At 53.3% G+C, this 18,229-nt stretch carries 19 protein-coding genes; 2 read left to right on the top strand and 17 right to left on the bottom strand.

Going from position 1 to position 18,229, the window contains the following annotated elements; genetic code table 11:
- Positions 1 to 74: 74 nt before the first annotated feature.
- The gene (locus tag G8S19_RS01405; protein WP_003023456.1) at positions 75 to 515 is read left to right on the top strand and encodes a DUF2756 family protein; all 441 of its coding nucleotides are present in this window, start codon (positions 75 to 77) and stop codon (positions 513 to 515) included.
- On the opposite strand, the gene ugpQ is transcribed toward G8S19_RS01405, so the two are convergent.
- The 12 genes from ugpQ to livK all read right to left on the bottom strand — a co-directional run bounded on the left by ugpQ (position 512) and on the right by livK (position 11,487).
- Positions 512 to 1,255 carry a glycerophosphodiester phosphodiesterase gene (gene ugpQ / locus G8S19_RS01400; RefSeq protein ID WP_016151117.1) on the bottom strand — a complete coding sequence of 248 codons (744 nt, stop codon included), beginning with the start codon at positions 1,253 to 1,255 and terminating at the stop codon, positions 512 to 514. The two genes, G8S19_RS01405 and ugpQ, sit on opposite strands and share 4 nt — an antisense overlap.
- On the bottom strand, positions 1,252 to 2,322 hold the full coding sequence (locus tag G8S19_RS01395; RefSeq protein WP_016151118.1) for a sn-glycerol-3-phosphate import ATP-binding protein UgpC: 1,071 nt from the start codon (positions 2,320 to 2,322) through the stop codon (positions 1,252 to 1,254). Before G8S19_RS01395 ends, ugpQ begins: the two co-directional genes overlap by 4 nt.
- Positions 2,323 to 2,324: 2 nt before the next feature.
- Entirely contained in the window at positions 2,325 to 3,170 is an 846-nt protein-coding gene (gene ugpE, locus G8S19_RS01390) for a sn-glycerol-3-phosphate ABC transporter permease UgpE (protein ID WP_003837843.1), read from the bottom strand.
- Complete coding sequence (gene ugpA / locus G8S19_RS01385; RefSeq protein WP_003837841.1) at positions 3,167 to 4,054, bottom strand: sn-glycerol-3-phosphate ABC transporter permease UgpA; 888 nt, start codon at positions 4,052 to 4,054, stop codon at positions 3,167 to 3,169. The genes ugpE and ugpA overlap by 4 nt, the downstream gene beginning before the upstream one ends.
- Positions 4,055 to 4,154: 100 nt before the next feature.
- On the bottom strand, positions 4,155 to 5,471 hold the full coding sequence (gene ugpB / locus G8S19_RS01380; protein ID WP_016151119.1) for a sn-glycerol-3-phosphate ABC transporter substrate-binding protein UgpB: 1,317 nt from the start codon (positions 5,469 to 5,471) through the stop codon (positions 4,155 to 4,157).
- A 243-nt stretch (positions 5,472 to 5,714) separates the two neighbouring features.
- Positions 5,715 to 6,122: a hypothetical protein gene (locus G8S19_RS01375; protein WP_048213579.1), complete on the bottom strand. Its 408-nt coding sequence runs from the start codon at positions 6,120 to 6,122 to the stop codon at positions 5,715 to 5,717.
- A 115-nt stretch (positions 6,123 to 6,237) separates the two neighbouring features.
- Positions 6,238 to 6,519 (bottom strand): hypothetical protein, encoded by a 282-nt coding sequence (locus tag G8S19_RS01370; protein ID WP_061068753.1) that lies wholly within the window; start codon positions 6,517 to 6,519, stop codon positions 6,238 to 6,240.
- Between the two features lie 101 nt (positions 6,520 to 6,620).
- On the bottom strand, positions 6,621 to 7,334 hold the full coding sequence (livF, locus tag G8S19_RS01365) for a high-affinity branched-chain amino acid ABC transporter ATP-binding protein LivF (protein WP_086523486.1): 714 nt from the start codon (positions 7,332 to 7,334) through the stop codon (positions 6,621 to 6,623).
- A 17-nt stretch (positions 7,335 to 7,351) separates the two neighbouring features.
- Positions 7,352 to 8,119, bottom strand: coding sequence for a high-affinity branched-chain amino acid ABC transporter ATP-binding protein LivG (gene livG, locus G8S19_RS01360; protein WP_061068754.1), 768 nt, complete (start codon positions 8,117 to 8,119; stop codon positions 7,352 to 7,354).
- Positions 8,116 to 9,393 (bottom strand): branched chain amino acid ABC transporter permease LivM, encoded by a 1,278-nt coding sequence (gene livM, locus G8S19_RS01355; RefSeq protein ID WP_253685975.1) that lies wholly within the window; start codon positions 9,391 to 9,393, stop codon positions 8,116 to 8,118. Before livM ends, livG begins: the two co-directional genes overlap by 4 nt.
- Positions 9,390 to 10,316, bottom strand: a complete 927-nt coding sequence (livH, locus tag G8S19_RS01350; RefSeq protein ID WP_003023435.1) for a high-affinity branched-chain amino acid ABC transporter permease LivH — start codon at positions 10,314 to 10,316, stop codon at positions 9,390 to 9,392. The genes livM and livH overlap by 4 nt, the downstream gene beginning before the upstream one ends.
- A 61-nt stretch (positions 10,317 to 10,377) precedes the next feature.
- Entirely contained in the window at positions 10,378 to 11,487 is a 1,110-nt protein-coding gene (livK, locus tag G8S19_RS01345) for a high-affinity branched-chain amino acid ABC transporter substrate-binding protein LivK (protein ID WP_061068756.1), read from the bottom strand.
- Between the two features lie 423 nt (positions 11,488 to 11,910).
- Between livK and panM the strand changes: the two genes are divergently transcribed.
- Entirely contained in the window at positions 11,911 to 12,294 is a 384-nt protein-coding gene (gene panM / locus G8S19_RS01340; RefSeq protein WP_124021978.1) for an aspartate 1-decarboxylase autocleavage activator PanM, read from the top strand.
- 158 nt (positions 12,295 to 12,452) lie between these two features.
- Here the strand turns inward: panM and livJ are convergent, their stop codons facing one another.
- From livJ to ftsY, 5 genes are all read right to left on the bottom strand, one after another.
- On the bottom strand, positions 12,453 to 13,556 hold the full coding sequence (gene livJ / locus G8S19_RS01335) for a branched chain amino acid ABC transporter substrate-binding protein LivJ (RefSeq protein ID WP_140168316.1): 1,104 nt from the start codon (positions 13,554 to 13,556) through the stop codon (positions 12,453 to 12,455).
- A 271-nt stretch (positions 13,557 to 13,827) separates the two neighbouring features.
- On the bottom strand, positions 13,828 to 14,682 hold the full coding sequence (gene rpoH / locus G8S19_RS01330) for an RNA polymerase sigma factor RpoH (protein ID WP_003023425.1): 855 nt from the start codon (positions 14,680 to 14,682) through the stop codon (positions 13,828 to 13,830).
- Positions 14,683 to 14,935: 253 nt separating this feature from the next.
- The gene (gene ftsX / locus G8S19_RS01325; RefSeq protein ID WP_253685973.1) at positions 14,936 to 15,994 is read right to left on the bottom strand and encodes a permease-like cell division protein FtsX; all 1,059 of its coding nucleotides are present in this window, start codon (positions 15,992 to 15,994) and stop codon (positions 14,936 to 14,938) included.
- Entirely contained in the window at positions 15,987 to 16,655 is a 669-nt protein-coding gene (gene ftsE, locus G8S19_RS01320; RefSeq protein ID WP_006687468.1) for a cell division ATP-binding protein FtsE, read from the bottom strand. Before ftsE ends, ftsX begins: the two co-directional genes overlap by 8 nt.
- 2 nt (positions 16,656 to 16,657) lie before the next feature.
- Positions 16,658 to 18,184: a signal recognition particle-docking protein FtsY gene (gene ftsY, locus G8S19_RS01315; protein WP_124021968.1), complete on the bottom strand. Its 1,527-nt coding sequence runs from the start codon at positions 18,182 to 18,184 to the stop codon at positions 16,658 to 16,660.
- Positions 18,185 to 18,229: the final 45 nt, after the last annotated feature.

The following is an 18,229-nucleotide window of genomic DNA, read 5'->3' as shown; positions in this document are numbered from 1 at the left end:
TGCATAACTCTGAAATAATCATCGTAACGGCGAGAAAGGAGTAAACTTAAACGATCCCCGAGAGGAGAAAAGCGATGAAACGACTCTTACTTTTAGCCATGCTCTTGCCGTTTGCTGGCTTTGCACAGCCCATCAACACCATGAATAACCCGAATCAACCCGGTTATCAGATCCCGAGTCAGCAGCGTATGCAAACCCAAATGCAATCACAGCAGATTCAGCAGAAAGGGATGCTCAACCAGCAGTTGCAAACGCAGACGCGCATGCAGCAACAGCATATGGAAAACCAAATCAACACGAACACCCAGCGCGTGCTGCAGTCTCAGCCGGGCGAGTTGAATCCTGGACAGCAGCAAATGCTGCCTAACAGTAACGGTGGGATGTTGAGTGGAACCCGTAATCCGGACAGCTCGCTCAATAAGCAACATATGCTGTCGGAGAAAAAGAACGGCGACATGCTGAAGCCCTCCAGCACGCCGCAGCCTAACGTTCCGTTAAAAACGATTGGGCCTTAACAGGGCTGGAAATCCGGGCCAATCGTATCAATGGCATCGGTACAGATGCAGTCCACACCCCAGCGCAGCAGTTCCGCCGCGCGCTGGGGTCGGTTGACGGTATACACCAGAATACGTAGCCCCGCATCGCGCAGCGCATCCACGCGCGCCTCATCCAGCAGCTTATGATTAAGATGAATAGAGACGCAGCCAAGCCGCGTGGTCAGCTCGCGCCAGTCTTCGCGCCATTCATCCAGCAGCAAACCTCTCGGCAGTTCAGGCACCGCCTGCTGCGCCGCTTCTAGCGCATCAATTTCAAAGGATGACAACAGTGGTGGCGTCATTCCCGCCCACAGTTCCCGCGCGGCCAGCGCCACGACCTTCCCGGTGAGCGCCCCCGTCCCGGTGGTGGGTTTGATCTCAATATTTGCCATCATGCCGTGCTGGCGACAGCGCTCAGCAACTTGCGAGAGCAGCGGCAACGGTTCGCCTTTAAACTCACCGCTAAACCAGCCGCCGGCGTCCACGCGCAATAGATCCTGCCAGTTCAATTCGCCAGCCACGCCCCAGCCGTTGCTGGTGCGTTCCAGGTTGTCGTCATGCAGTAAGAAGATCTCACCGTCTTTCGACAATTTAGCGTCAAACTCAATCATGGTATGCCCGTATCGCGCCCCCACGTCGATCGCCGCCAGGGTATTTTCCGGTGCCAGCTTACCGCCGCCACGATGGGCGACAATATGGGGGTAAGGCCAGTTACTCATACACGTTGTCCTGTTTCGCCATCAAAAAGATGCAGATGATTTTCTGGCAGATGCAGCCACAGCGTGCTACCTGCCGTCGGGCGATGCTGATGCGCCAACCGCACCACCAGCTTTTGCTCACCCCAACGTCCATGTGCCAGATTATCCGCACCCAGCATTTCCAGCGTGTCGACAACCAGCGGCACGCCGCCTTCAGCCTGCGAGCTTAGCGCAATATGCTCCGGGCGGATACCCAGCGTCATGTTACGCCCAATACACTCCCTGGCGCTTCTTCCGATGGGCAACGTCATGCCGCCCTCCAGCTCAAAATGGGTACCCGCAGCGCTGATGCGCCCGTCGAGCAGATTCATCGCCGGGCTGCCGATAAAGCTCGCCACAAAGCGGCTGGCAGGCTTTTCATACACCTCAACCGGCGTCCCTACCTGCTCGGCAATGCCTTTGTTCATCACCATCACCCGTTGGGCGAGGGTCATCGCTTCAACCTGGTCGTGCGTCACGTACAGCGAGGTGGTTTTCAGTCGGCGATGCAGATGTTGTAACTCCAGACGCATCTGTACGCGCAGCTTGGCATCAAGGTTAGAAAGCGGCTCATCGAACAGGAATACCGCCGGGTCACGCACAATCGCTCGTCCCATCGCTACGCGCTGGCGCTGGCCGCCGGAAAGTTCGCGCGGACGACGTTTGAGCAGCTCACCCAGCTCGAGAATACGTGCCGCCTCTTTTACCCGCTCAGCAATATGCTCCTTGCCCATCCCGCGGATTTTCAGCCCCCAGGCCATGTTTTCTTCCACGCTCATATGCGGGTAGAGAGCATAGTTTTGAAAGACCATCGCAATGCCGCGATCCTTCGGCTCCATCTCGGTGACGCGTTTATTATCAATCCAGATATCGCCGCCGCTTACCCGTTCAAGCCCGGCCACCATCCGCAGCAGCGTAGACTTACCGCAGCCGGATGGCCCAACCATCACAATAAATTCCCCGTCCGCGACGTCCAGCGTCAACGGTTTAATCACCTGGGTTTTGCCGTCCCAGCTTTTGGTTACTGCCTGTAGTTTTAAACCAGCCATTTTTATTTCTCACTATCGACCAGGCCACGTACGAAGGCACGCTGCATGGCTAACACGATGATTACCGGAGGGATGAGCGTCAGCAGCATGGCTGCCATTACCTGGTTCCACTGCGTTGTGCCTTCACCGGTGGCAATCATGCCTTTGATACCCGCCACCGCAGTGCCCAAATTGACGTCGGTAATAATTAACAACGGCCACAAATACTGGTTCCAGCCGTAGATAAAGGTAATAACGAACAGCGCCGCCAGATTGGTTTTTGACAACGGTAGTACGATATCGCGGAAAAAACGCATTGGTGACGCGCCGTCAATACGCGCCGCCTCAACCAGTTCATCCGGCAGGGTCATAAAGAACTGACGGAACAGGAAAGTCGCTGTCGCAGATGCCATCAACGGCAGTGTCAGACCCGCATAGCTGTCGAGCATCTTCAGATTGGCGATCACTTCTACCGTCGGGAAAATACGCACCTCAACCGGTAGCATCAGGGTGATAAAAATCATCCAGAAGAACAGGTTGCGCAGCGGAAAGCGAAACCAGACGATGGCGAATGCGGAGAGCATAGAGACGGTAATTTTCCCTACCGTAATGCTGAACGCCATGATGAAACTGTTGAGCATCATCAGCCAGAACGGCGCGCTGTTGACGCCCACGCCGTTGACCCAGATGTATTTCATGTTTTCCAGCAGTTGCGAGCCGGGAACCAGTGTCATCGGCGTCTCAAACACCGCTTTGTTGTCCAGCGTCGCCGCGACAAACGCGACGTACAACGGAAACAGGATCACCATGATCCCCATAATCAACATGGCATGGCTGAATATTGTCAGCCCACGACGGTTCTCAATCATTGGTAACGCACCTTACTTTCCACATAGCGGAACTGCACCACCGTCAAAATAATGACCAGGAACATCAGCACCACCGATTGTGCAGCGGAAGAAGCCAGATCCAGCCCGACAAAACCTTCGCGATAGATCTTATAAATCAGCGTCGTGGTCGCCTGTACCGGCCCGCCTGCAGTGGCAGCATCAATCACCGGGAAGGTGTCAAAGAAGGCATACACCAGATTCACCACCAGCAGGAAGAAGCTCACCGGGGCAATGAGCGGCAGCGCCAGTTTAAAGAAGCGGCGAACCGGCCCCGCACCGTCAATCGCGGCGGCTTCGATCAGCGAGCGAGGAATAGACTGCAGTGCGGCAAAGAAGAACAGGAAGTTGTAACTAATCTGCTTCCAGACCGACGCAAACACCACCAGGAACATTGCCTGACCGCTGTTTTGCGCATGGTTCCAGTCATAGCCAAACTCACCGAGAAAATGGGTAATCAACCCGCGCCCGGGGTTAAACAGGAAGATCCACAATACGGCAGCAACGGCGGGCGCAACGGCGTAAGGCAACAGCATCAGCGTTTGGTAAAAACGGCTGCCGCGCACCACGTAATTCACCAACGCCGCAAAAAATAACGACACCAGCAGACCGCTTACCGTGACTAACGTACTGAACTTAATGGTGGTCCAGAATGAGTCGAGGTAGTACGGGTCATGAAACAGCGCGACAAAGTTTTCCAGTCCGACAAACTGGCTGGAAAGACCAAACGGATCAACGGATTGTAGCGAGTACCACAGCGCTTCACCGGCAGGCCAGATAAAGAAAATAACGGTGATAACCAGCTGCGGAGCCACCAGTAAATAGGGAAGCCAGCGCGAACGGAACACCGGACGGGATGAAGACATGGAAGTTTGATTCCTGAACAGCGCCGGATGGCGCTACGCTTATCCGGCCTACGCGCATTTGTAGGCCGGGTAAGGCGCAGCCGTCACCCGGCATTTCACATTACGATTTGGTCGATTGCTCAAAGCGACGCAGTAACTGATTGCCACGCTCAACGGCGGCATCCAGCGCCTGCTGCGGGGTTTTCTTCCCGGTCCAGACGCTTTCCAGCTCTTCATCCACGATGGTGCGGATCTGCGGCATGTTGCCCAGACGCAGCCCTTTGGTGTACGGCAACGGCGGCTTGTTGAGCATTTGACGCGTAGCGATATCCGCCCCCGGATTCTTCTCATAGAAGCCCTGCTCACGGGTCAAATCGTAGGCCGCGGTGGTGATCGGCAGATAGCCAGTCTTCTGGTGCCATTCGGCAGCAATTTCAGGCTTCGCCAGGAAGTTGAGGAACTTCGCCACGCCTTCGTAGGTGGGTTTGTCTTTACCCTGCATCACCCACAGGCTGGCTCCACCGATAATGGCGTTCTGCGGCGCGCCCTTCACATCGGCATCGTACGGCATCATCCCGACGCCATAGTTGAATTTCGCGTAATGGCGGATGTCAGCCAGAGAACCGGAAGACGCGGTGGTAATGGCGCAATCCCCGTTATAGAACTTCTCAGTGGATTCGTCCTTACGCCCGAAGTAGCTGAAATCGCCTTTTTTGTTCAGCTCTTCCAGCAGAGCGATATGTTTTACCTGTTCCGGTTTATTGAACTCCAGCACTGCGTCAGTACCGTCAAAACCGTTGTTTTTGGTTGCTACCGGCAGACCGTTCCAGGCGCTGAAGTTTTCAATCTGAATCCATCCCTGCCAGCCGCTGGCGTAACCGCACTTCATGCCTGCCGCTTTCAGCTTCGCGGTGTACTCCGCCAGGTCCTGCCAGGTTTTCGGCGGCTGCTCAGGGTCTAAACCAGCTTTTTTAAAGGCATCTTTGTTGTAGTACAGCACCGGAGTGGAGCTGTTAAACGGTTGAGAAAGCAAATGTCCGCTTTTAGAGTCGGTGTAATAACCGGATACCGTCGGTACGAACTGAGACTCATCGAAGTTAATACCAGCCTCTTTGAATACTTCATAGACCGGTTTAATGGCTTTCGAAGCCATCATCGTTGCTGTACCCACTTCATAAACCTGTAGCAGCGCGGGCGCGTTTCCGGTACGGAAAGCGGCAATTCCTGCACTCAGGCTCTGCTCGTAGTTGCCTTTGTACTGCGGAACAATTTTGTAGTCGGGATTGGCGGCATTAAAACGTTGCGCCAGAGAATCAACTTCTTTACCCAGTTCGCCTTCCATTGAGTGCCAGAATGGGATGGTGGTGACCGCCAGTGCCTGACCTGCAAACGCCAGGCTAAGTGCCAGTCCTAAAGCTGTATGTCGTAACGATATCATCGGTTATCTCTCTTGTTGTGCCGGATGCGCGATATCACGCGTTTTATGCTCGCGGGGGTAACATGACATGCTCGAATGACAGAAAAATAACTTTTTTATTACAAAAAAAAGATAGTAAGGCGACAAACAGATGGCAAGGCGGTGAAAGCGTAGTGACAGGAAAATGCGGAGTGGTGCACAACAAAGCCGGGTAGCGGTATGCTTTACCCGGTGAATAAAGAAGGTTTTGTCACCCTGGTAAGATCAGGCAGGCTGTGCAAACGTGAATTCCAGCGCCAGACCCAGGATCTGCATACCATGAATGTTATCTTCCGGAGATATCGCCACCAGGCTTTCCAGAAACTTGAGTCGCCGTGACTGGGCGTTGATGATGAGTTTTCCCCGTAATGCAGGAAGCTTCAGCGAAGAGATGGGATAAACCACGCGCCCACAGACTTCCACCGGCAGCTTGCGCAAATCGACTTGCTGAAGCACGCCCACAGAGGAATACAGCAGCGCTACAGGCGTTACGGCGAGCAATGGTGATGGACTAATACTGACAAAATCCAGCAGGAGTTCTGGACGCAGATAGTTCAGCCCATTAAAGGAAACCGTGACGCCATCAATTGCGGGCATGGGCTGCACATTAGTTTGATGCGGTGAATCATTCATGCAATTACCATTGATATAAAATATAAATCAAGCTATTGATTATACAGAATATAGTGCACAAATGCTGGGACAGAACTCGCAATCCTTGCAGGTATGAATGATTGCCTTTCCAGTCTTACTCTCTTCGCCAGCGGCGTTCATATTCGTTCTGTAAACGCTGCTGTTCCCGCCGCTCACGGTCACGCTGGATATCCGATTTTTCATCTTCCCAGCCCGGACACACAGAACTGCTGAATACCTCGCAGGGTGAATTGGATTGTGCTGACGGGTTGACCGGCTTTTCTTGCCAGATTGCAGGATCGCGCGGATCGAAAGTTTGCTCTTTCACTGCCTGCGCACTGAATGAGCCGGCCAATAGTAGACTTCCAATAGCCATACAGGCACCTGAACGTGTCATCCTTTCTCCATGTTCATTTTTATTATTGATAATCATTATCAATAATAACATAGCGCAATAAAAAAGGGGCCTGATGAGCCCCTTGTCTATTTAGATAACTGTTAACCGCCCAAATAAGCGCTACGCACCGCTTCGTTAGCCAGCAATGCATCACCGGTATCTTCCAGCACCACGTGGCCGTTTTCCAGCACGTACCCACGGTCGGCGAGTTTCAGTGCCTGGTTGGCGTTTTGTTCGACGAGGAAAATCGTCATCCCCTGCTCGCGCAGTTGCTCAATGGTGTTAAAGATCTGCTGGATGATAATCGGCGCCAGACCCAGCGACGGTTCATCAAGCAGTAGCAGCCTCGGCTGGCTCATCAGCGCACGGCCTATCGCCAGCATCTGCTGTTCGCCGCCGGACATCGTTCCCGCACGTTGAATACGGCGCTCATGCAGGCGAGGAAACAGGTCATACACCCACTTGATACGTTCCTGAAACTGGCCTTTCTCGGCAAAGAAACCACCCATCGCCAGGTTCTCTTCCACCGTCATACGGGAAAACACGCGACGCCCTTCCGGGACAATCGCCACCGCTTCACGCATGATTTTTGCCGTCTGCCAGTCGGTAATATCTTTACCATCAAAGACAATACGCCCACTTGTTGCCCGAGGATCGCCGCACAGCGTCCCGAGCAGCGTGGTTTTCCCCGCACCGTTGGCACCGATAAGCGTCACGATTTCACCCTGGTTGATATACAAGCTGACATCGTGCAGAGCCTGGATCTTGCCGTAGTGGGCGTTGACGTTGTCAAAAGACAACATGACTTTTTCCATCTTATGCCTCACCACCATTATGCTTCGCCTAAATAGGCGCGGATCACGTCCGGGTTGTTACGAATCTGCTCCGGTGTCCCGTTCGCCAGCGGCGTCCCCTGGTTCACCACGTAAATACGGTCTGAAATGCCCATCACCAGCTTCATGTCGTGCTCAATGAGCAGGATGGTGGTGTCGTGATGATCGCGCAGCTCAGCAATCAGCTCATCCAGCTCTTTGGTTTCTTTCGGGTTAAGACCCGCAGCAGGTTCATCGAGCATCAGAATTTCCGGCTGAGTGACCATGCAACGGATAATCTCAAGACGGCGCTGGTCGCCATAGGCCAGGTTGCTCGCCTGCCGGTTAGCATGCTGCAGCAGGCCGATACGATCAAGCCAGGTGGCGGCGCGCTCCAGCGCTTCATCCTGCGCGCGGCGAAAAGCAGGGGTTTTTAGCAGCCCGGAGAAAACCCCAGCTTTCAGTTGCTGATGCTGCGCCACCAGCAGATTTTCAATCACCGTCATTTCGCGAAACAGACGCACGTGCTGGAAGGTACGCACCACGCCCATACGCGCAATTTGCTGGCCCGGCAGCCCTTCAAGGTGCTGGTCGCGCAGCTTAATCGTCCCTCCGGTCGGCTTATAGAACCCGGTCAGGCAGTTGAAGACCGTGGTTTTCCCCGCGCCGTTCGGGCCAATCAGGGAGACTATCTCTTTTTTATGCAAATCCAGAGACACATTGTTGACTGCCAGCAGGCCGCCAAAACGCATCATCAGGCCGCTAACCGATAATAATGGCTGACTCATGCCTGCTCTCCTTTTGCTTCCCCGTTTTTCAGCTTCAACTGTGGACGGGTCATCGGCAGCAAGCCCTGCGGACGCCAGATCATCATCAGTACCATTAAACCACCCAGCATTAACATGCTGTATTCATTGAAATCACGCATCAGCTCGCGTGACACCACCAGCAGGATGGCCGCCAGGATCACCGCAAACTGTGAGCCCATTCCGCCCAGTACCACAATCGCCAGCACAAAGGCCGACTCGGCAAAGGTGAAGGATTCCGGGCTGACAAAGCCCTGGCGCGCGGCAAACAACGTACCGGCAAAACCGGCGAACGCGGCGCTGATGGTAAAGGCGGTCAGCTTGATGCGCGTAGGGTTTAAGCCCAGTGAACGGCAGGCGATTTCATCTTCACGCAACGCTTCCCATGCACGGCCCAGCGGCATACGCAACAGGCGGTTGATGACAAACAGCGAGAAGACCACCAGCAGCAGCGCCACCAGGTAGAGGAAAATGACGCGGTCAGAGGGATCGTACTTGACGTTAAAGAAGTTGCTGAAGGTATCCCAGCCTCCTTCACGGGCGGTACGGCTAAACTCCAGACCGAAAAAGGTCGGTTTCGGGATCTGGCTGATACCGTTCGGGCCACCGGTGACTTCAGTATTATTGAGCAACAGGATACGCACGATTTCGCCAAAGCCTAAGGTCACTATTGCCAGGTAGTCGCCGCGCAGACGCAGAACCGGGAAGCCAAGCAGGAATCCTGCCGCCGCCGATACCAGTCCCGCCAGCGGCAAACAGGTCCAGAAGCCGAGGCCGTAATAGTGGTTCAGCAGCGCGAAGGTATAGGCGCCAATGGCGTAGAAGCCGCCGTAGCCCAGCACCAGCAGGCCGGAAAGCCCCACCACCACGTTTAAGCCGAGGCCAAGGATGATATAAATCATCGTCAGCGTGGCGATATCCACCGTGCCGCGCGACACCATAAATGGCCATGCGACAGCAATGACCAACAGCGCCACCAGGAACAGCTTCTGTTTAACGGTGGAGCCGTCAATCGCCGGCAGAATAAACTTCGGCCCGGAGACGCTCTTCAGGCTCTTCTGGAAAACGGGACGCAGCAACTGGAAGAGGAAGACCACGCCAGTACCAATAAACACCCACTGCCAGCGAATATCCGAGGCGGTATCGACCACCAGCTTGGTACCGTCCAACTCTAACTGAACGCCCATAAAGACGCCCGCCAGGACGAAGAACATGGCGGCAGAGAGCAGCGCCATTGCAAAATGCATCGGTTTCATACTTTCTCTACCTCCGGGCGACCCAGAATACCGGTCGGCATCACCAGCAGCACCAGAATCAGCAGCGCGAACGACACCACGTCTTTGTATTCAGTACTCAGATAAGCAGAGGAAAGCGCTTCCGCGACGCCCAGAATCAGGCCGCCGATCATCGCCCCGGGGATGCTACCGATGCCACCAAGCACCGCGGCGGTAAACGCCTTCATCCCGGCCATAAAGCCGATGTAGGGATTAATTACGCCATAGAACTGACCGAGCAGCACGCCTGCGACCGCCGCCATTGCCGCGCCAATCACAAAAGTCAGCGCAATCACGCGATCGGTGTTGATGCCGAGCAGGCTGGCCATTTTCAGGTCTTCCGCGCAGGCACGACAGGCGCGCCCCATACGGGAATAACGGATAAACAGCGTCAGCGCCAGCATCGCCAGGAAGGTTACAATCCAGATAACCAGCTGCATGGTGGTGATGGAAGCAGAGAAGTTTTCGCTACTGCCAACGGTCCACTGGCCATTAAACAGGCTGGGCAGTGCCACATCGCGCGAACCTTCCGTCAGGCTGACGTAGTTTTGCAGGAAGATAGACATCCCGATAGCGGAAATCAGCGCGATCAGGCGCTTAGAGCTGCGCACGGGTCGATACGCCACGCGTTCAATGCTCCAGCCGTAGGCGCTGGCAATCACAATCGCGCCGACGAAGCCCGCCGCGACCAGTAGCCAACTGGAATCAATGCCCATCATCATTAGCGCGGCGATGATCATAAAGGAGACATAACTGCCGATCATATACACCTCGCCGTGGGCGAAGTTGATCATGCCGATAATGCCGTACACCATCGTGTAGCCAATGGCGATCAGCGCGTAGGTGCTTCCCAGCGTGACGCCGTTAAACATCTGCTGCAAGAAATAGAGGAACTGCTCGGACATAAGGTAACCTTTCTTAACCCGCCCGTTTTACACGGGCGGTGGGATAACTCGTCTTCAGGTATTACTTCGCGACGGTCGATGAACCGTCCGCATGCCACTGGAAGACACCAAACTCAAATCCCTTCAAATCGCCTTTTTCGTCCCATTTCAGCGGCCCAATCACGGTATCAGCCCCGTGTGCTTTCAGATCTTTCACCAGGTCCAGCGGTTCTTTGCTACCGCTACGATCCATTGCTGTCGCCAATGACTGGACGGCTGCATAAGTGATCCACACGTACGGTCCAGTTGGATCTTTCTTGTCAGCTTTGAGCGCATCGACGATAGCTTTATTCGCCGGATCCTGGTCATAGCGTTTTGGCATGGTCACCAGCATGCCTTCAGCGGCATCACCGGCAATGTTAGACAGCGACGCATTGCCGACGCCCTCTGGTCCCATAAACTGGGTTTTCAGCCCGACGGAACGTGCCTGGCGCAGCATTTGCCCCATTTCCGGGTAGTAGCCGCCGTAATAAACAAAGTCGATATTTTCTTTTTTCAGGCGAGCGATCAGCGCAGAGAAATCTTTTTCCCCGGCGGTGATACCGTCAAAGAAAACGATGTTGGCTTTACCTGCTTTCAGGCTGTCCTGCACCGAACGCGCCAGGCCTTCACCGTACTGCTGTTTGTCATGAATGATGGCGATACGCTGCGGCTTCACCTTCTCCAGGATGTATTTCGCGGCAGTCGGCCCCTGAGAGGAGTCCAGACCCGCGGTACGCATGATGTGAGCGTAACCACGCTGCGTCAGCTCCGGGTTAGTCGCTCCCGGAGAAATCATCAGAATGCCTTCGTCTTCGTAAATATCTGATGCCGGTTGAGTCGATGAAGAACAAAGGTGGCCAATTACGTACTGAATGCCGTCGTTGACGATTTTGTTCGCTACCGCAACAGCCTGTTTCGGATCGCAGGCATCGTCATATTCCACGGCGACCAGCTTGTCGCCTTTGATCCCACCTTTGGCATTGATATCTTTAATCGCCTGACGTGCGCCATTAAATTCCATATCGCCCCACTGCGCGACCGGACCTGACATCGCGCCAACAACAGCGACCTTGATATCCTCCGCCATGACAGCGTGCGACATTGCCAGTGCTATCACCCCTGCGATGATTGTTTTCGCATTCCGTTTCATTACCTGAATCCCCATTCGTGACGTAATTAATATTTTGTATTTATGTGGTTAAAAAGCAGTCTGTGCTTTTTTTGAACTGCACTATTTTTACCAGTCTCATTAATGGTTTAGCGCAGTCATTTAAGCAAAATCAGGCTAAAATCTCTATTTTTCAGTCGATTAAGAAAAGATAATATTCTGCTTTTCACTATAGATAAACAAAAAAAAGCACGTTTGTCAGCATAAAATAACGGTACAAAGAGCCGAATAAAATGCTGCATTCCAGGGTATTATCCTGCCTGTTTTTCAATCTCTACGGTTTCAAACTGTCATTACTGTTGTTACAAAATTATTAATCTGGTTATTCACATAAAAAAGAGAAAGCATCCGGACGAATTATTTCGGTACACTGATTCCATCTTTTGTGATTTGGACATGCTGTTAATGAAGCTGACCATCGTTCGTTTAGATAACTTTAGCGACCAGGACCAGATTGATCTGGGCAAAATCTGGCCGGAATATTCCCCCTCATCGTTAAGCGTAGATGAAACGCACCGGATCTACGCCGCGCGCTTTAACGAGCGCCTGCTTGGCGCAGTACGTGTCACCCTGAGCGGTACGCAAGGTGCACTGGATTCCTTACGTGTACGCGATATCACCCGTCGTCGTGGTGTGGGCCAGTATTTGATCGAAGAAGTGATCCGGGAAAACCCTGACGTGAGTTCATGGTGGATGGCCGACGTCGGCGTTGAAGACCGCAGCGTGATGGCCGCGTTTATGCAGGCGTTAGGGTTTACGGCCCAGGAAAATGGCTGGGAGAAGCGCTAAAAAACAGTCCCCAGCCAGTTGTATTACTCGCATTTTCCCAAGAATTTTGTGTTGCAGGAAGGCGGCAAGTTATGAAATCCCCGGGAGCTTACATAAGTAAGTGACCGGGGTTGAATAACACAGCCAACGCACCTGCTGCGCAAAAGGCGCCGGGAAAATTACTTGGCGTCTGTCGCCGTCCCGTTGGCATGCCAGTCAAACACGCCAAATTCGAAGCCTTTCAGGTCGCCCTTCGCATCCCATGACAGAGGCCCCATTACGGTTTCCACTGAGTTTGCTTTCAGGTATTTGGCAATTTCAGCCGGGTCGTCAGACTGGTTCAGACCAGCCTGCAAGGATTGCAGCGCGGCGTAGGTGGTCCATACGAATGCACCGCTCGGATCCTGTTTCTTGGCTTTGATCGCATCCACAATCGGTTTGTTTGCCGGAACCTGATCGTAGTTCTTCGGTTTCGTTACCAGTAAGCCTTCTGCAGACTCACCCGCGATGTTAGACAGCGACACGTTCGCTACCCCTTCAGGTCCCATAAACTGAGTTTTCAGACCCGCGGCACGAGACTGGCGCAGAATCTGCCCCATTTCCGGATGGTAACCGCCGTAGTAAACGAAATCGATGTTCTCTTTCTTCAAACGCGCCACCAGCGTAGAGAAATCTTTCTCACCGGCGGTGATCCCGTCAAAGAACACCACGTCAGCGTTAGCTTTCTTGAGGTTGTCCTGCACGGAACGCGCCAGGCCTTCACCGTACTGCTGTTTGTCATGCACGATCGCAATGCGCTTCGGCTTCACTTTTTCAACGATATATTTGGCGGCCGTTGGGCCCTGATCGGAATCCAGACCAGTGGTACGTAACACCAGGTTATAGCCGCGTGCGGTCAGCTCTGGCGCCGTTGCCGCTGGGGTAATCATCAGAATGCCTTCGTCTTCATAGATATCTGACGCAGGCTGAGTGGAGGAAGAACACAGGTGGCCGATAACGTATTTAATCCCGTCGTTGACCACTTTGTTAGCAACCGCTACCGCTTGTTTCGGGTCACAGGCATCGTCATATTTCACCATGACCAGTTTGTCGCCTTTCACGCCGCCTTTGGCATTGATATCTGCAATCGCCTGCTCTGCGCCAGTAAATTCCTGATCGCCATACTGCGCTACCGGACCGGACATCGCGCCGACGACAGCAACTTTAATATCCTTAGCAAACGCCATATTGCTCAAAGACAGGGCGATACATCCTGCCAATAACGCTTTACCCTTCATATTCATCCTGACAATCCCCATTATTGTGGTTATTACGTGTGTTGTGATGTTGTTGTTCAGCACTTTATTTCGATTATTGGATAGCCACCCGTGCTTTAGCAGCATACTCTGCTAAAACATACCCGATTTTTATTATTTTGGAATAGCTAAATTTGACATGCAGATAACAACTTGATGACAAAAAGCATAGAACGTCAGGAGAGAGCAGGAGAGATAAAAACAAAAAACCCCGGATTTTCATCCAGGGTTTATCAGCATTTTCAGTTTGGCAGAAAGTTTACGCTTCGATCGCCGCACGCAGTTTTTTCATGGCGTTCTTTTCAAGCTGACGAACACGTTCAGCGGAAACGCCGTAGCGATCGGCCAGTTCCTGCAACGTCGACTTGTTGTCTTCGTCCAGCCAGCGGGCACGAATGATGTCCTGGCTACGCTCGTCCAGACCTTCCATTGCGTGGGTCAGTTTGTTCGCGGCCTGATCTTCCCAGTTGTCTTCTTCAATGCCGTCGGCAAAGTTAGAAGATTTATCCTGCAGATACAGCACCGGGGCCATCGGCTGGCTGTCAGACTCATCGTCTGAAGACATGTCAAACGTCATGTCTTGTGCCGCCATACGGGATTCCATTTCGCGCACGTCTTTGCTGGAAACACCCAGCTCGCGAGCAACCATTTCAACTTCGTCCTGGTTAAACCAGCCCAGACGCTGCTTGGTTTTGCGCAGGTTAAAGAACAGCTTACGCTGCGCTTTAGTGGTCGCGACTTTCACGATACGCCAGTTACGCAGAACGTATTCGTGGATCTCGGCTTTGATCCAATGCACGGCGAAGGAAACCAGGCGCACACCCACTTCCGGGTTGAAACGGCGCACGGCTTTCATCAGGCCGATATTACCTTCCTGAATCAGATCCGCCTGCGGCAGGCCATAGCCCGCGTAGTTACGAGCAACATGAACAACAAAGCGCAGGTGAGACAGGATCAGCGTTTTAGCTGCTTCCAGATCGCCCTGGTAATGCAGCTTTTCAGCCAGCGCCCGCTCCTCGTCAGCCGACAACATCGGCCACGCGTTCGCAGCCCGGATGTAAGACTCCAGGTTACCAACAGGGGCTAAAGCTAAATTTTGCATTTCTTTGGTCATTCAAATCCTCTCAATCTTTGTCATCTGGCGTTGGTAAAAACCAATAGCAACAACCATGCCAGAGCTTATGAGCAACGAGAATATCATTCAATCTTTTATCAGACAGTGATTTTATCCACAAGTTCCATGTCGTAATGTGTATAAATTACGCACAAAATGTGACATCACGATGAATGCGCCGGGAAGAGAAAACAGGGCTCTTTCCCTGCAGAGCGAACTACTCAGTGCAGGGAAAGATTATACCAGAGATTTTTTAATCGGGGGTAAAGTGGCGTAAATGTTGAACCGTGGCAAGCCAGGCTGCCACCCAGCCAATCATTGAGCATACCAGCAGGAGTAGCAAGCACTCATCAAATGATAAGCCGTTGATATCAAACTTCGTTCCGAAAACCTGTGCCACTTCAGTCACCGCTGATGACAGTCGCATCACCAAAATTTCTGACAAAATCAGTGAAAGAAATGCGCCGGAAAAACCCAGCAGCGCGCCGCCGTAAAGGAACGGACGCAGGATAAATCCATCCGTCGCACCAATCAGTTTCTGTACGTTAATGGTATCGCGACGCGCAAAAATACTCAGACGCACGCTGTTACCGATGACGAGGAAGACCGCCGCCACCATCAACACGCCAATCATCGCGGAAACGCGTCCGACCAGGCCCGTTAACGCCGCCAGTCGTGCAAACCAGCTGTCATCCATGCGTACTTCATCGATACCGTTGATTTGTGCAATACGGTCATGCAGCGTGTTTAGCGACTCCGTACCCTGGAAATCCAGTTTCGGGATCACCACCGCCACGGCGGGCAGCGGGTTCTCTTCCAGCATATCCAGCGCGCCGCCAAAGCCAGACCAGTTACGGAATTCGCCCAGCGCATCGTCACGGGAGAGGTAATTCACTTTCTCCACGCCCTGTTCGGCCTGTAACTGCCCCACCACACGTGCCGCCGCATCATCATCCAGCGTTTTTTGCAGATATACGGTGATCTGCGGGGACGGGTAATACTGGCTTGCCGCCTGGTTCACGTTCTTGTAGACCATGTAACAAACACTTGGCAACGTCAGTGAGATAGCGATAACCATCACCGTCAGAAATGTCGCCAACGGTTTACTTTTCAGGTCCTGTAACGCCCCCTGAAACGCATAACGTACCTGCTCGTTAAAGACGTTGGTTTTACGCGAGTTCGGTTTTGGCGACGCTTTCGCACGTTTTGGCGCGTTGCGACCGCCATCACCCGGCGCGCCGCCCGATTTACGAAAGCGATCCAGTCGTCCACCGAACTGTTTGATTTGATTGATAGCGTCACGCCTATTCATGCGCCAGGCCTCCATGCAGGTGTCCGTCACTCAGGACAAGCTGGCGATAAGAACGACGGGAGATCAGCCCAATATCGTGCGTCGCCATTAATACCGTTACCCCGACGCGATTAAACTCTTCGAACAGACGCAGGATCCCTTCTGACAGCGCGTCATCCAGGTTCCCCGTCGGTTCATCCGCCAGCAGTACCGCAGGCTTGTTCACCACCGCGCGGGCGATGCCCACACGCTGCTGTTCACCGCCGGAGAGTTGAATCGGGAAGTTCTTCGCTTTGTCCAACAGCCCGACCTTATCCAGCGCCGCTGACACGCGACGACGAATATCGTCCCCGCTGGCACCCGCAATGATCAGTGGGATTGCCACGTTGTCGAAGACGGTTCTGTCCATCAACAGGTGGTGATCCTGAAAAATCATGCCGATCTGGCGACGCAGAAACGGCACTTCACGGTTTTTCAAACGGCTGATGTCGTGCCCGCTAAAGTAGATCTTCCCGGCACTGGGCCGTTCAATTCCACAGATCAGCTTCAGCAGGGTACTTTTACCCGCGCCGGAGTGGCCGGTCAGAAACGCCATCTCGCCAGGCTGCATATGGAATGTGACTCCCTGCAGCGCTTGTCTCCCACCGAGATAGGCCTTGCTGACATGTTCAAAGCGAATCATTGTTAATCCTCTCGGGCAAAAAGTGCCTCTATAAAATCGCCCGCTTTAAACGGACGTAAATCCTCGATACGTTCGCCCACACCGATATAGCGGATAGGGATGCCAAACTGATCGGCAACCGAGAAAATGACCCCGCCCTTCGCCGTACCATCCAGCTTGGTCAGAGTGATACCGGTTAAGCCCACCGCTTCATGGAACAGTTTGGCCTGGCTTATCGCATTCTGCCCGGTGCTGGCGTCGATAGTCAGCATAACTTCATGCGGCGCATCTTCGTCCAGCTTCTTCATGACGCGAACGATTTTTTTCAATTCTTCCATCAGGTGCGATTTGTTCTGCAAACGCCCTGCGGTATCAGCGATCAGCACGTCTACGTTACGCGCTTTCGCCGCCTGGATGGCGTCAAAGATAACGGACGCAGAATCTGCGCCGGTATGCTGAGCAATCACCGGGATATTATTACGCTGACCCCAGACCTGCAGCTGTTCTACCGCCGCCGCACGGAAAGTATCGCCCGCCGCCAGCATCACCGATTTACCCTGCTGCTCAAACTGACGCGCCAGCTTACCGATAGTGGTGGTTTTACCCACGCCGTTAACGCCAACCATTAAGATAACAAATGGCGTCTTACCCTCAACATTCAGTGGTTCGTCAACCTTCGCCAGAATCTCACCCATCTCATCTTTCAGCAGGCCGTACAACGCTTCTGCATCTTTGAGCTGCTTGCGGCTGGCGCCTTCTGTCAGATTTGCAATGATCTTGCGGGTTGTTTCTACGCCCACATCGGCGATCAGCAGCTGCTCTTCCAGCTCTTCAAACAGATCATCGTCGATCTTTTTACCACGGAACAGACTGATAAATCCGGAACCGAGGTTTTCTTTTGTTTTCAGCAGGCTACGCTTCAGGCGCGCAAAGAAACCTTCTTTGGTTGGTTTTTCCTGCTCCTGAACCACCTCTTCTTCTGCCGATTCTTCTACAGCAGGTTCTTCTGGCGGCTCCACTATGACGGCTTCTTCAGCGGCCTCAGCGGCCAGCGCCTGCGCTTCCAGCTCTTCGTCGGTCAGTTGCGGTTCGTTTTCGGCTTCTTCTTCAACCGCCTCAACGATTTCTACGGTTTCCGCTTCGGCCTGCCACTCTTCGGCAGAAACGTCTTCGGCTTTCACCTCTTCCGGCAGCGGTAATTCTTCGCGTTCGATAACTACCGCTGCTGGCGTTTCCATTACAGTTTCAGCAACGGGTTCAACAACCGGCTCAATTTCCGGCTGCGCTTGTTCGGCAACAGGTTCTTCTTCCGGCTGCAGTTTCTCAATTTCCGCAACCTGTTCAGTGACTTCAACGACTTCAGCAGCAAAGGCTTGCGTTTCCGCCTCGCTACGGGTTTCCTCGACGTGCGGCTGTTCGTCAACGACGGTAGTTTCTTCAGCAACCGGTTGTTGTTCTTCGTTTTTTACTTCTGTCTCGTTTTCCGGTGCCTGCTCTTTTTGACCAAAGCCCAGCCAGGAAAAAAAGCCACGTTTTTTCTCTTTCGCCATTTGCGACTACACTCCCCCGCTGTTGCTTCATGGCACAGCGTCAAC

Origin of the sequence: Citrobacter sp. SX206 (assembly GCF_024181025.1) — a bacterium.
GTDB lineage: Bacteria > Pseudomonadota > Gammaproteobacteria > Enterobacterales > Enterobacteriaceae > Citrobacter > Citrobacter youngae.
The sequence above is the reverse complement of the archived record's forward strand: the minus strand, read 5'-3'. Positions and strand labels throughout refer to the sequence as shown.